This is a genomic window from Methanobacterium subterraneum (assembly GCF_002813695.1).
GTDB classification, from domain to species: domain Archaea; phylum Methanobacteriota; class Methanobacteria; order Methanobacteriales; family Methanobacteriaceae; genus Methanobacterium; species Methanobacterium subterraneum.
In genome coordinates this window covers 21,286-35,199 of record NZ_CP017768.1, presented here as the reverse complement: position 1 = coordinate 35,199, position 13,914 = coordinate 21,286, and the positions used below count along the sequence as shown (strand labels likewise).

Genomic DNA, 13,914 nt, shown 5'->3' with positions numbered 1-13,914 from the left:
CAGTGATATATTCCCATATCTGTTTGAAATATAGGTTTGATACTGTTATTATGGTTATGGGAACAATAACATTAAAATTTTAGTATGAATCTAGTTACAAAATTAAGGATAATACATTAACTTCTAAAAACAACAAAACCACTATTATTATCGGCTTTAAATGATTATTTTATGAAATTGAAGAATTAATAAAACTATTATTCCAATATAAATGTCTATTAAACCCCAAATAAGCTTATAATCCCTTGAAATAATTATTCAAAAGGGAAGGGGAGTATTAGGGTTATAGTTATATATGTAAACTATCAACTTATTTTTAAGGTTACAATTGAATGATGTACTTTTGGAAAATCGGATAATGGTTGTTAAAATGAAGGCTGCTGTGGTTGGGCTGGGAGTAGAAGGCATGAATGCCGTTGAATCTCTTCTTAATCATGGTTATGAAGTTTATGCTTCAGATATTAATTTCAACGTTGAATTAAAGGTTGATAGATGCCTGGATGTTGATCTGGGATTTCACGATTTTCAAAAAATAGAGAATGCTGATGTGATTGTTTTAAGTCCGGGATTATGGAATAGACCTGTTTTTAATAAAATTAAGTCTAATGGAAAACTTTTATCAGACATTATAACTTCTCATCGCTCTTTGTTTACCATAGGAGTCACTGGTACCAACGGTAAAACCACCACCACCATGATGATTGCCAGCATACTGCAGAAGGCAGGTATGAAAGTTCTAACTGGAGGAAATGCTGGTGGAGGTTTTAAGGGTTACACTGAGGTAATTTTAGAAGCTGCATCCATGGATTATGATATTCTCCTGGTGGAAGTCTGTGATATGACTCTGGATTTCTGTAAGGATAATTTTGATTTTAACTTGGTTGTGGTGACCAATGTGGGTCGGGATCACCTTGAATTCCACCAATCACTCGAGAACTATCTTAAATCCCTGGGAAAATTTGTTGAGGGTAAGAGGGTTGTTCTAAACCAGGAAACTGAAAATTTAGGTTATTTCAAAGGAAAAGCAGATGAAATTCACTTTTTCACCAGAGTTCCGTATGAATTGAATTTATTCGGAGATTTCAACCGCAAAAATGCAGCTGCTGCTTCAAAAGCTGCGGATATAGTGGGAATATCAAATAATACCATTGAAACTAGCCTTAAAAATTTCAATGTTTTACCTGGCAGGGCTACAATCATTGATCTCCCCCACTCCCAGATAGTGGTAGGTAAAACTGATAATGCAGATGCTGCAGCAGCAGTATTTAACGAAGCAGATTTTCCAGTCATAATTCTTGGAACTCCACGTAAAGGTGAAATGTGTCGTTTAGACATATTCAGAGAAGCTTCTAAAACAAATTCAGAGATCATTGCTATTTTCCCGGGCCTGGAAGATACTCGGGATGAAGTTCGAAGGGTGCTGGAGGAAGAAAACTACACGGGAACAATTCATAATTTGGACGATGTGAAAAAAGTGGTCGAATTTGCACTCAAATGCTCAGAAAAGTATCCTAATGTATTCATTGGCGGCAATGGACAACGCAAGATCATTGAAATAACTGACAGTTTAAAGGAGGCCATTTCGGCAAAATAAAAATAATATACTATTTGGAGGATTAAGAAAATGCGTAGATCTTTGTTGAATCCGATACTGGCCTTTGGTGTTTTGATAATATTGATGATGGGTTTTATTTATATTGGTGACACCATTGAAGGCTATTTCCCTCCCCAAAAACCAGAAGAAATCACCGCCATGTCCATTGGAGATACTGTAGTTTCTGGTATGAAAGTGGTTGATGATACCAAAATCAGGAAAGTGCCAGTTTTGTATAATTTTGAATATTTAAAGAATTTATTACAGGAAGAAAAGTACCTGCAAATCATTAACGGACTCTTAACTGGATCAGTGGAAACACCTCTGGCTAAGCTGGCCAGTGGCAGTATCTCAGCCCAGGGAGTGGCCCATGGATTTGAAGGTCCAGGCTTTTTAAGTGTACAGGGACAACAACTGGTAGTTAACCCCCTCAAACATTTGTGTGGGGTTACAAGACCGGTTACACTGTGGGAGTTAAAACTAAAGATGGCCTGGAGATAAGGGAAGGGGGTAAATCAGGTGAATTGGTGAAAACTGTATCCTCCTCAGATATTAAAAATGAAACCATTCCCCATGAATACGTTACCATCACCACCTTCAAGAAATGGTACAACAGATCAGATGTGGGAGATTATATCAATCTGGATTATTCCCTAACTGGATTCAATGATGGTCGGAACCAGGTTCCCCCTAGCCAGATAAAAACCTTTTTCGGAGAGTCAGTGGTTACCTATATGAAAAATTATCCTTCTGGTTCACCAGTGATGGCCTATATGGGGCCCCACTCTGAAAATGTTACTGCCAGTTCTGCTGAATCTTTAGGTTCCCATCCAGAATATGGTGATGCAGCCAGGGCTTACAATGCCATGCAATTTGCCAGGGCTTGGAATGGCACCATAATACCCCCCAAAACAGGATCCAATGGAAAGGAGAATATTGGTTTTGATCCATGCCCAGATCCCAATGCCACCGGTGGATCCGCAGTTCACGGGGTTTGTCCTGCTGGCAGGTCACTCCGGGGAGCCACTGCTGCTGCTGGTTTACCATTACCCAGTGGAATTAGATGGGGTGAACTGTCCATTGCCTACGACACCAGCCCCACTGTGGGAGTTAAGGTTTATAACAACCATAATTACCCCATTAAACTGGTGATGTGGACTGAAGGAAGTGGAGCAGGATTGGTGATTAACTCCAGAGTAGTTAAACTCAGTTAATTGCCCTTTTCCATATTTATTTTCTTTTTTACAGGAGATTAACCCATGAAAGGAGTATCGTGTATTATAACTGCAGCCGGTAAGAACCGGCGGATGAGGGAAGACCTTAAAAGTAAAGGAATGGAAATAAAACATAAACTACTCCTTGAAATCAACGAAGATCCCCTAATCAATTTCACCGTTAAAAATGCGCTCCAAACCGATTTAAAGGAATGTATAGTAGTTCTTGGACATTTCATGGATGAGTTATACCCTGCATTAAATGATGTAAATGACAATAGACTTCATATCATTGAAAACCCTGATGTGGATGTGGAGCTATCCCAAACCCTTCTAAATGGAGTTGCTAACTCCAAATATGATTATTGTTTGTGTCTGGCAGGTGATCAGCCCACAATTACCATTAAAACTATGCAAAACCTGATGGACCAATTGATAAATAGCCCCCATCCCGAGAACACAGTGACTATTCTCTCCCGTGGCAAAACCGGATACTTGGATAGTGCTCTGGGACTGGGCATGCCCTTTGCCTGTCACTCCTCACTCTTGAAACGTTATCTTCACGGTGAAGAAGACAACTTGAATCCTATTTTGAGGAGGATGGTATCAGATGGAGTAGAACTTTATGGTGTGTCTGGACAGAATGAATTGGAATTAATTAACATTAATCGCTACAATGATTATCTTAAAGTTCTAAAAATGTGGGAAAAAAGAATGGACAGTAAATAGATAGGGATTAGAAATAGATAGGGATTAGAATAAGATAATTTGAATAGAAGTTTTATAAAAATATTAAATGGGATTATATCTTAAGTGGGGATAATATCCTTTTAACTCATATTTTCCAGTGCATTGATCACGCAACCAATATTTTCCCCAGTGAGTCCCACAATAACATCATCCTCTTTTATATCTGCGTACTGACGGGATCCACTACATCCTAGGGTAATGTTAGGTCTGCGGCGAAGGAATGGGCCTGCAACAGCATCAGCACATATGGACTGGATACCTGCAAAATCAGCTTCTACACGACCACCCATGGTGTAAACAAGTGCCTGAGATAATTTCAGTGCCTGGGCCGGGTTAGCGATGACTATAATTACATCCGGGTCAAAGTTCGCCTTTTCCAGAGGTGCGTATACCAGGGCATACATTATTGGGTCTATTTTAGGTATGGATTCCATGGTTTTTCTGGCTGATCCTAGACTGGAAAATCTTCCCAATCCATAATAAAATTCCCCAGTTTTTACCTTTTCAGGTGCTTCTTGAAGACCGAGCGCAGCTGCTCCCCCTTTACACATCTGTTCTTCTGCAGTGGCGTAGAAAACACTTCCTCCACTGGCTTTTTGCACCAGTTGACAGTGACGTAATTTTTCATCCGCCTTAGGAACACCTTCCGGAATATCATCTTCTCTTAAAACAAATTTTATGGCAACCGGGGATTTCTTAAGACCCAAATATTCCTTTAACTTATCAGCTATGAAATCGTATCCATTTGACTCACACATATAATTCACCTCTAATTTATTGGTATACGAGTTCATAGAAAATATAATTTTTCAATTGGGTATTGATGTTGAAAATATTCGAAAAAACTTGGAAAAATAAGAAAAAAAATAGAATCAGAAATAAATAAATAAATAAATAAATAAATAAATAAATGGATAAAAGGATCAGATGGAGTTAATACCTTCCACAATTCCAGCTATCTTCTCCTTTATATGAGATGTGTTCTCAACTACCGTACCGGTGACAATGATATCTGCACCGGCTTGAGCTACTTTTTTAGCGTCTTCACCGGCTCTGATACCCCCACCAACTATTACCACATGGTTGGTAAACATTTTTACTTTCTGAATCATTTCACCAGGTATCACCTGTTCTGCCCCGGAACCTGCCTCCAAATAGAAGAATCTCATTCCTAAAAACTCTGCAGCCATTGCATAAGCCGTGGCAATATCTGGCTTGTTTCTGGGGATTAATTTAGCATCACCCACCCATCCAGCGGTTCCACCAGGCTGTACAATGACATAGCCCATGGGTATGGTTTCGATTCCGATTTTTTTAACTTTCGGTGAACCCAAAGCCTGGGCACCAATAATCCAGTAGGGATTGTTGGAGTTCAGTAGGCTCATGAATAATATGGCATCAGCATAACTACTCACCCCGGTAGTGTTACCCGGAAATAGTATGATGGGAACATCCAGGTTTTCCTGGAGTATTTTCGCAGTAGCATCCAGATCCTGAGAGTCAGTGGTGGATCCACCCAGCATAATGCCATCAGTACCCCCAGCAACCGCTTCGGTAGCAATTTCCAGGGCCTTTTGAGGGTTCTGTTCCTCTGGATCAAGAAGAGTTAAATGAACCTTCCCCCTTTTCAGGGATTCTCTTAAATATTCTTCTACTTTCATCAAGATCACACCCTAAACAGATAATTATACAATGAAAATTATAATAATCTTCACTTGAAACTTTATAAAACGATTTTTACTTCAACAATTTATAAAAAAATAATATTATGTATTTTCCCAATCCTCGAGAATTAATGACTTAAGGAGGATAGGAGGGAAAAAATTATCCTCTTGGTTCTTTGGCTTTGAACCTCAATCCCTTGTATCCGCACTTACGACATGTTTTAGCGGTTGGGGGGTTTCGAGCGTTACATTTGAGACAAATTTTAATCTTGAATATCCTGTTCTCTGCTTCTTCAAATCTAGCCATTATTTAGCCTCCTATGAATTCATTTTGAATATTTACAACTTCCCGACTATTACTAGCCTGAGAATAAGCCTCTAAGAGCTCATGGTTGAGCTCCAGAAAATGAGGTCCCCACTTGAAGTGGGACATAATCTGAATAGCATTATCTTTAAGCCCCACTATATATAAGGTTGCTGCCACAGCTTCAGCAGTGGACAGAATACAGGGTTTACCATAGTTGGTGGGATTGGCTGCCACCAGGAAAGGAAGGGAACGATGAGTTGCAGTACCCCTGAACATGGCTGAGGACTTGTTAATACGTTTCCAGGAACAATCAAGGCCGACAATACCTTTCTCAACCACCAAATCATGGTCTTCAGGTGACACTGATTGGGGTGAGAATGGATCCAGCACCAAAGCCCCTCTAGGGATATGGTTAAGGCGGTTGACCATTCGGATCTGTTTCTGCCTTGCTAATTTTTTTGTGGTGCATTTTTTGGGATCGCACTGTTCTGCGTGGTATATAACTATTTTATGAGGCATAGAATCAAAATTTAAAGATTTTAACTATTATTGGATTATTATTTTAAAGGGAGTTACCAATAGTTCATTAAATAAATTTTCAATAACAACCTTGATTTATGTATTTTGAAACTACTGGTATTTAGTCTTTTAAAAAAAAGTCAAAAAAAATATTATCAAAATTACTTTTCCAATTATCAAGTTACATTCTATCTTTATATTTAAGTTCTTGAAACTTGACTGTGAATGATGTACCGTTGACCCTATCAAGTTTTATGGTCCCATCTATCTGTTTAACCAAGCTATTAATTAGTTGAAGCCCTAATGTGTCTGTTTTAATGAAATCAATTTCTTGTGGTAAACCAATACCATTATCACTCACGTTAAGCATTATATAATCATCTAATCGTTTTAATTTAACTTTTATCCTTCCTTTTATATCGGGAAATGCATGTTTTATACTGTTAGACAGTAATTCACTGTAGATCAGGCCACATGGAATAGATGTTTCAATATTTAACATGATATCTTTCTCCAGGTCTAAAATCTATCTCAATACCCCTATCTTTAATAAGGTAGGTGTAAACCAAATCTGCAGTTAAACTGTTAAGATAATCACTGAAGTCGATCTGTAATAAGTTGGGGGATTGGTACAGTTTTTCATGGATCATGGCCATGGATTTGATACGGTTCTGATTCTGTTTCAGTATATCCAACAATTCAGGGTCAGTTACAGTGAAAGATTGTAGATTTAAAATACTGGATATGATCTGCATATTGTTTTTTACCCGGTGGTGTATTTCTCGAAGTAACAGGTCTTTTTCATCAAGGGATCGGTTGATCTGTTCTTCGTATCCTTTACGTTGAATGGCTAAGGCAAAAAAGTCGGCAATTCTTTTCACTGCTTTCAAGTCATGTTTTGAGTAATCTTTTTTCAGCGGGTTTGCCAGGGCAATCTCACCCATCGGCTCATCATCAATAAATACAGGGACAGCCAGGAATTTATCAATTTTCACATGACCGGAAGGTGCCCCCTTGGATGATGGATGTTTTTGAGCGTTATTGGTGTAGAATGCTTCTTTTATATTTAAACAATGCCCCCAAAGGCCCGGATACTTCCCATCTACCCCTACATGGAATCTTATTTCTTCAGGGATTTCCCCATCAGCGTATACTTCACACCCGTGCATCATTCTGGTGAGTGTTTGATTGAGAAGATCCTGGTTTTCAGGATCAATTGTGGCCACAAAACCATGCTCACTCCCAGTAAGGGATAAGACTTCCTTTAAGATTACAATAGAAATATCTTGAATAGTGGTTAAGGGTGAAATTAATGGAACATATACATTAGCCAGAGATTGATTGATTTTTAATTCCTGTCTTAATTTTTTCCGTGACTCTTTTTTTTCAGTTATATCCAGGACTGAAACCAGACTCTTTTTGGTATCCGGTAACATAGCCACACTCATGTACACTTCCTTGGTATTTCCCCACCTATCCTTGAAAACAGTCTCGTAATTTCGGGGAACCGCGTTGGGGTCGACTCTGCGGAGTTTATGGTATTCTTTCATTCGAGGTATTTCTTCTTCTACAAAAAAATGGACCCATGTCATTTTATTTTCAATTTCTTTCTTTGAAAATCCGGTGAGATTAGCAAATTCTTCATTTACTAGGGATAGAATAGTATTATCTTCACTGATTGCAGTAGCAGTGCCAGTATTCTCAAAAATAGCTCTATACCTAATTTCAGACTTTTTTAAAGCTTCTTCAGCTCTTTGCGTATCCACGACCTTCCAGACCCCATCCATTAATAGTTCCAGTTGTAGTATATCCGTTTCTGTATAATTTGTCTCTTTATTGGCCATCCCTACCACGGCAACAATTTTACCACCAGCGAATAATGGTAGAGTCATGAATTTATGTATAGGAGCATGACCTTTAGGGTAACCCTTTTTAAGAGGATTTTCGGCCTGAAAATCGTTTAACATGATGGGTTTTCTTTGGCGCACTGCTTCTCCCCAAATACCAGTTTTTTCCAGTTTATATACTGTTGGTTGATCCGTGATGCTGCACTCATCCATTACATCCTTAGACCAGGTGTTAAGAATAAATTCCTCCCTTTCTTCATGGTAGTGGTAGATATATCCAATTTTACTCCCAGTCAATCCTATTGCCTCTTCCACTGCATAGTCCAGGAAGTCCTGCACAGATTCTGCCCGGTACTGAAGTATCCTTACTAAACTCCTTAAACGATTCTGGTTTTGCTCGAGTTCCTCTTCGTACTGTTTAATTTCAGTCAAATCATCATAAACTGCCACAATGTCATCAGAGGGCAGTTTGTATACGTAGTTTTCCCTCCATCCCCCAATTCTTTCATCCTTATAAATGGAAACAGGGTGTTTTTCTGGTTTTCCTGTCTCCCATACCCTTTTGAAGACTTCCATAAGCCCAAATTCAACAACTGCAGGGAAAACTTCGGTAACTTTTTTACCCACAACATTTTCCATCTTGATTTTTTCAATTTCTTCTGCAGCATGATTAAAATCTTTAAAGACAAAGTCGGAACCACCATCAATAGCGTTATAAACTGCCACTGCACTTTTAATATTATCAAATATAGCCCGATATTTACTTTCAGATCTAGCCAATTTTTCCTCTGCCAGTATAAGTTCAGTGATATCTTGATTAACACCCCTAGTTCCGATTTTTTGACCATTATCATCAAGTAACATTCTTATACGGACTATTATGAATCTTCTTTCTCCATCAGAACGTATTATACTGTGTTGGATGGCGCTGGAGTAGTTAGGATCATCTGTTTCCAGAGCTTTGGCCACTTCTTCTCCCACCAGAGCACGTTCTTCAGTAGGAACAAAACGATTGGCATATTCCTGGGAGGACATTTTGTTACCACCCTCCTGCTTCGTGCTGGTGCCGTAAAGGGAGTAAAACTGGTCGTCAAAAGTAAATAGGTCATTTTTAATGTCATATTCCCAGTAAACCAGTTTTGCCATACCCATACCCATCATCAAACATTCTTCACTCTTTTTAAGCCTATTTTCAACTATTTTGTGCTCAGTAATATCCACCAAAATAGCTAAAACTGCAGGTTTTCCCCCATATATGATTTTTCCTGCGGAGAGAACAATATAACGTAGTTCACCAGATTTAGTGATATATCTAACCTCATATTTTTTAGATACTTCTGCTCCCCGTAATCTAGCCTTCCCTCTACGCTTTATTAATTTCTGGTCATCAGGATGGAAAGCATCCCAAAAATTCATGACATATAATTCTTCTTTACTGTATCCGCTTATTTTAGCAGCATAGTCATTGACATATACTGTTTTATCATCCTGATAAACAACAATTGATACCGGGGCATTCTCAGCCAACACTCGGAACTTTTCTTCACTTTCCCTTAATGCATATTCCGCCTTTTTACGTTCAGTAATATCTTCTAATGTTTCCAAAACCCAAATTATTTTTCCCTCAGAATCTTTTATAGGTGCAGCAGTGAAATGCAACCATTTCCCAGTTTCTCCCATGGATGGGAAATAATCTTCAACTTCATATACTCCTTTTAAATATTCTGATTCTTTATATTTCCCAGAATACCATTTTTCAACGGGTAAAATATCCCCATCCAATATTAAATCGGCCAAACAAGGTCTTTTACCATTGTAAAATGCCTTCCAGTGCTGGTCGGTGCCGATAATTTCTTCAGGAGAAATTCCACTGTAAGATGCCATGGCTTGGTTCCAGTAAAGAACACGGTGATTTTTATCAATTACAAACTGTAAAATGGGAGAATTATCAATTATGTGAAATAATTGACTTGTACTATCGTTAAGCTGTTTTTCCATTTCCTTGCGATGGGTGATGTCGGTGAACATTCCAAACGAACCATTAAAATTCCCATTAATATCCTTCAAAACAGTGGCCGCGACTAGTGTGAAAACTTCTGAACCATCTTTATGCTTTAATCGTCGTTCATAATTCTCAGAAACTCCTTCAAGACGTGATTTTATATGTTCTTCATGGTCAGGGATATCTTCTTCAAACATGAATGATGTTACAGGTTTTCCCAGCATTTCTTCTGCATTATAGCCCAGCATTTCCGCCATTTTTTGGTTAACATAAGTGGTATTAAAATCAGCACCCATACTCCATATGCCTTCATTAGCAGCCTCAACAATAAACCTATAACGCATTTCACTTTCTTTTAACCTTTTTTCCATCTTACTTTTATAAAGAGCGAGTTCTATTGCATACTTGAGTTCAGAAGAATCATATGGCTTTATGATATATCCATAAGGCTCGGTGAATTTAGCTTTTTGTACTGTTGAATCCTCAGAATGAGCAGTTAAATAAATCAATGGTATTGATAATTCTTTTATTTTATGCGCAGCATCGATACCATTAATTTCCCCTTTGAGAACTATATCCATCAAAATAAGATCAGGCTGTATTTCTAAAGCTTTTTTTATGGCTTCCCCACCACTAGAAGCAACATATGGAACTTCATAATCAAAAGATTCCAGGGTGCGCTTAATATCCATGGCTTCTATCCCATCATCTTCCACCAGGAGAATTTTTTTTCTTACCAAAAAAAACCACCGCCCAGATTACAACCAGTTGATTTATAATTATCCGCAGATCAATGACTTTCAACTATTAATGAACCAGTAATCTCCAGATTTAATCCCTTAACCGATTTTTTTTAATTATCTTCCAATCAAAACCCCAATCCACTAATTCTATGTAATATATGTTGTTAATCCTATTTTAGTTTATGTTAAAGGATGTTACCTGTTTCATCCCAAAGGTATTTCCAACTTAAAACACAAAATAAATAATTAGTATTTAGGAAAGTATAGAAGAATCATGTGTTTATAAAGGGATAGGGGATAACATGGAACGAAAAAATATTATAATGGCAGGTGTGGTTATACTGGTGATATTATTGGCTTTTATTATTGCCATGAGTCTATCTGGAAATAACAGCTTCCAGAATGGTCAGTTGTACTTTGAATACCCCCGTGCCTGGAGTCAAGACCATGTTATTGGAAATTTCAGTAATGATACCTTTTATTCAGAGGTTACATTAAAATCCAGTTTCCCCGGTACCAATGGACAAGATCAACCTGCTTTTATTATACTGAACATGCGACCAAAATCTCAGGGTTTAATTAACACACCCAATGCAACATCCTTGGTAACCAATACCAGCAATTCGTCACAAGTTTCTGTGGGAGTATCTAATCTTACAGCCATCCAGATAGGAAGTTACAGTCCCAACATAGCCCAGAAAACAACAGTTATTGAAAAAAATAACTACTACTACACTGTTGAGTACATATGCCTTCCTTCCTCATTGAATCAGACCGAAGAAGCATATAACCAGATTTTAAAGACATTTAGAATTGTTTAACCAGAATTGTAAACAATTGTTCTTTGAAACCAAATATTATTCTTCTTTTTAACCTTTAATTTCTTATTTAAAAAAAACAAATGCATCCCAAAGGAAAATTAAAAAGAATAGACCTAAAATAAATATTAAATTTCCTCCCTTTCATAATCCAGTATTTTGGCCATAACCCCACCAGGATCCTTTAATTCTTCCAGATCATAGTAACGTCCCCCTGAGGCCAGGGCAATCTCCATATTCACTTCATGCCCATAACGCACTGATTTTTCAAAGTTTATGATCACAGTGTGTATTTCCTTTTCTTTAATCTTCTCCGCCATCATGATGGCATCTTTCATTGGCCCTCCTTCCAATCCAACATTAGGCATGCCGTCAGAGAGTATTAAAAGGAGGGGTACAAATTCTGCCCTTAATTTCTCTTTCTTTAGAATTTCTAAACCTTTCTTCATCCCGGCAGCCAGAGGAGTGGTTCCTCCCACCTTAATATTATCCACTTGCTCACGGAAAGAGGTAGCCCTACGGGTTGTTGGAATAATTATCTCTGCTTCCTCCCCCTTAAAGCCAATAACACTTATTCGATCCTGATGACGGTTAGTATCCTCAATAACACTGTTTAATATACCCTTCAACCGGTTTGCCTTTCTATCGGAGAACATGGATCCACTGATATCCACCACCATAACAATAGATGCCCTGGCACCATGTTTACGAATTTTATGACGTAAATCCTCACCTTTAACACTTATTTCCCCATCAGAACTTAAAGCAGCTGCTCTAAGCGTTGCATCAATGGCTATATCCCCATAATAATCCTTTGGAAGTTTACTTTTAATATAACGACCTTTTTCAGTCTTGGAATCTATTCTTTTACCGTAGATGCGCTTTTTCTTTTTTCCCTTTATTTTGAGGAGTTTTTTCACATCCACATCTTCTTCCTGAGGTTCAACATCCTGTTCATCTTTTTTAAGAGTTTTAAGTTTCATTCCCCTCTTTTTTTGTTCACCTTCCTCATTTTTTGGGGCTTTTTTTTATCATCCCCAGTATTTTCCTGTGAAATCTCATTTTCAGCGTTTTTTATTTGTTTTTTTATTTTTTCTTCGTCCAATGATTTTTTATGGAACCTCTCGCCCAGAACCAGAGCTGCGGCTTCTTCCACATCTACTGATTCAACTTCCTCATGCTTGTAATATGCTGCAAGGGTTTTTGAAGTTTTTAAAATGGCAATATCCGCCCGGTGACCATCTACCCCCATATCAACACAGAGTTGAGCTATTACTTTCATCATGTCTGGTGAAACCTTAACCTTAGGGAGGAGTTTCCTGGCTTCAATGATATTCTCCAGTATCTGATTCTGATATTCACTGAATTCTTCCCGGAAAGCATTGGGATTATTTTCAAAGGCCTCTCTTCGTCCCATGATCTTCACCCGGTCCCCAATATCCATGATACTCTGAACCGATATCTGCAGACCGATCCTATCTGACAATTGAGGGCGAAGTTCTCCTTCGGCAGGGTTCATGGTTCCCACCAGTATGAAGTTGGAAGGGTGGGCTAATGAAATACCCTCGCGCTCCACCGTGTTTATTCCGTAGGCAGCAGCATCTAAAAGGACATCAACCAAGTTATCATCCAGCAGATTTATTTCATCAACATATAAGATATTTCGATTGGCATCCGCAAGTATACCTGGCTCCAACGCTTTTGTTCCCTCTTTAAGTGCTTTTTCAATGTTGATTGACCCAACCACCCTGTCTTCGGTGGCTCCTAGGGGCAATTCCACCACCCTCATTTTTTTCTCCTCAAATTGGATTTCTCCGGATTCATCAGCTTTACATGAATCACAGAAAGAAACAGGATCATCAGGATCACAGTTAAATGAACATCCCTTTATAACCTTTAGCGGAGGTAAAAGGTCGGCAAGGGCCCTTACCGCTGTGGTCTTTCCAGTACCTTTATCCCCCTTAATCAACACCCCACCAATGGATGGATTAATAGCATTTAATACCAGGGCTTTTTTAACTCTTTCTTGACCAACAATAGCTGAAAATGGGAAAATCAGGTTTTTCAATAGTCTCACCATCACAACAGGAATATAAGTTCTATTAATTAAATTTATTGAATATTGAACTGTTTAAATTGTTATTAATATTTGATTTAATAGGATAAATATGTATCATGGATTTTAATACTTATTTCTCATTTTTAATACTTTTTCCAGAGTTATCCCTGAATCCAAAAAACTAAATATACATAGAGAAACATAACAAGATTGGTGATATTAATGTGCACTGTAGGCGGACCAATGGCTGACATTAAAATGAAAGAACTTAAAACCAAGAGATATCGTTGTTTGGACTGTGATAACGAGTTTAAAGGGATTGGTAGGCGAATCGTTTGCCCATCATGTCAGTCAGATAATGTGGAAGAACTATAATTAATCAGGTTGGAATCTGTAA

General features: G+C 38.1%; 14 protein-coding genes. 6 read left to right on the top strand and 8 right to left on the bottom strand.

What is annotated here, in order from left to right; all coding sequences use genetic code 11:
* The first annotated feature begins 358 nt into the window (after window positions 1-358).
* Genes BK009_RS00200 through BK009_RS00190 form a run of 4 tightly spaced genes read left to right on the top strand, consistent with a single transcriptional unit; the run spans window position 359 to window position 3,537 of the window.
* The gene (locus tag BK009_RS00200) at window positions 359-1,594 is read left to right on the top strand and encodes a Mur ligase family protein (protein ID WP_232727979.1); all 1,236 of its coding nucleotides are present in this window, start codon (window positions 359-361) and stop codon (window positions 1,592-1,594) included.
* 30 nt (window positions 1,595-1,624) lie between these two features.
* The gene (locus tag BK009_RS12575) at window positions 1,625-2,095 is read left to right on the top strand and encodes a hypothetical protein (RefSeq protein ID WP_236950997.1); all 471 of its coding nucleotides are present in this window, start codon (window positions 1,625-1,627) and stop codon (window positions 2,093-2,095) included.
* Window positions 2,062-2,808 carry a hypothetical protein gene (locus BK009_RS12570; RefSeq protein ID WP_236950996.1) on the top strand — a complete coding sequence of 249 codons (747 nt, stop codon included), beginning with the start codon at window positions 2,062-2,064 and terminating at the stop codon, window positions 2,806-2,808. The genes BK009_RS12575 and BK009_RS12570 overlap by 34 nt, the downstream gene beginning before the upstream one ends.
* A 45-nt stretch (window positions 2,809-2,853) precedes the next feature.
* Window positions 2,854-3,537: a nucleotidyltransferase family protein gene (locus BK009_RS00190; protein WP_100908740.1), complete on the top strand. Its 684-nt coding sequence runs from the start codon at window positions 2,854-2,856 to the stop codon at window positions 3,535-3,537.
* Window positions 3,538-3,638: 101 nt separating this feature from the next.
* Here BK009_RS00190 and BK009_RS00185 read toward each other — a convergent pair whose 3' ends face one another.
* The 6 genes from BK009_RS00185 to BK009_RS00160 form a co-directional block, all read right to left on the bottom strand.
* On the bottom strand, window positions 3,639-4,316 hold the full coding sequence (locus BK009_RS00185) for a DUF169 domain-containing protein (protein WP_100907515.1): 678 nt from the start codon (window positions 4,314-4,316) through the stop codon (window positions 3,639-3,641).
* Window positions 4,317-4,481: 165 nt separating this feature from the next.
* Window positions 4,482-5,219 (bottom strand): phosphoglycerol geranylgeranyltransferase, encoded by a 738-nt coding sequence (locus tag BK009_RS00180; protein WP_394340065.1) that lies wholly within the window; start codon window positions 5,217-5,219, stop codon window positions 4,482-4,484.
* 163 nt (window positions 5,220-5,382) lie between these two features.
* Window positions 5,383-5,529 (bottom strand): 50S ribosomal protein L40e, encoded by a 147-nt coding sequence (locus tag BK009_RS00175; protein WP_004031438.1) that lies wholly within the window; start codon window positions 5,527-5,529, stop codon window positions 5,383-5,385.
* A gap of 3 nt (window positions 5,530-5,532) precedes the next feature.
* Window positions 5,533-6,048, bottom strand: coding sequence for a DUF367 family protein (locus BK009_RS00170; protein WP_100904736.1), 516 nt, complete (start codon window positions 6,046-6,048; stop codon window positions 5,533-5,535).
* A gap of 181 nt (window positions 6,049-6,229) precedes the next feature.
* On the bottom strand, window positions 6,230-6,550 hold the full coding sequence (locus BK009_RS00165) for a sensor histidine kinase (RefSeq protein WP_100908739.1): 321 nt from the start codon (window positions 6,548-6,550) through the stop codon (window positions 6,230-6,232).
* Window positions 6,537-10,637 carry a PAS domain S-box protein gene (locus tag BK009_RS00160; RefSeq protein WP_100908738.1) on the bottom strand — a complete coding sequence of 1,367 codons (4,101 nt, stop codon included), beginning with the start codon at window positions 10,635-10,637 and terminating at the stop codon, window positions 6,537-6,539. Before BK009_RS00160 ends, BK009_RS00165 begins: the two co-directional genes overlap by 14 nt.
* Window positions 10,638-10,942: 305 nt before the next feature.
* On the opposite strand from BK009_RS00160, the gene BK009_RS00155 reads away from it, so the two are divergent.
* Complete coding sequence (locus BK009_RS00155; RefSeq protein WP_100907512.1) at window positions 10,943-11,461, top strand: hypothetical protein; 519 nt, start codon at window positions 10,943-10,945, stop codon at window positions 11,459-11,461.
* Window positions 11,462-11,586: 125 nt separating this feature from the next.
* Here the strand turns inward: BK009_RS00155 and BK009_RS00150 are convergent, their stop codons facing one another.
* Window positions 11,587-12,441 carry a vWA domain-containing protein gene (locus tag BK009_RS00150; protein WP_100907511.1) on the bottom strand — a complete coding sequence of 285 codons (855 nt, stop codon included), beginning with the start codon at window positions 12,439-12,441 and terminating at the stop codon, window positions 11,587-11,589.
* Window positions 12,438-13,535 (bottom strand): ATP-binding protein, encoded by a 1,098-nt coding sequence (locus BK009_RS00145; RefSeq protein ID WP_232728105.1) that lies wholly within the window; start codon window positions 13,533-13,535, stop codon window positions 12,438-12,440. Before BK009_RS00145 ends, BK009_RS00150 begins: the two co-directional genes overlap by 4 nt.
* A gap of 204 nt (window positions 13,536-13,739) precedes the next feature.
* Between BK009_RS00145 and BK009_RS12465 the strand changes: the two genes are divergently transcribed.
* Window positions 13,740-13,892 carry a hydrogenase maturation nickel metallochaperone HypA gene (locus BK009_RS12465; protein WP_162295431.1) on the top strand — a complete coding sequence of 51 codons (153 nt, stop codon included), beginning with the start codon at window positions 13,740-13,742 and terminating at the stop codon, window positions 13,890-13,892.
* Window positions 13,893-13,914: the final 22 nt, after the last annotated feature.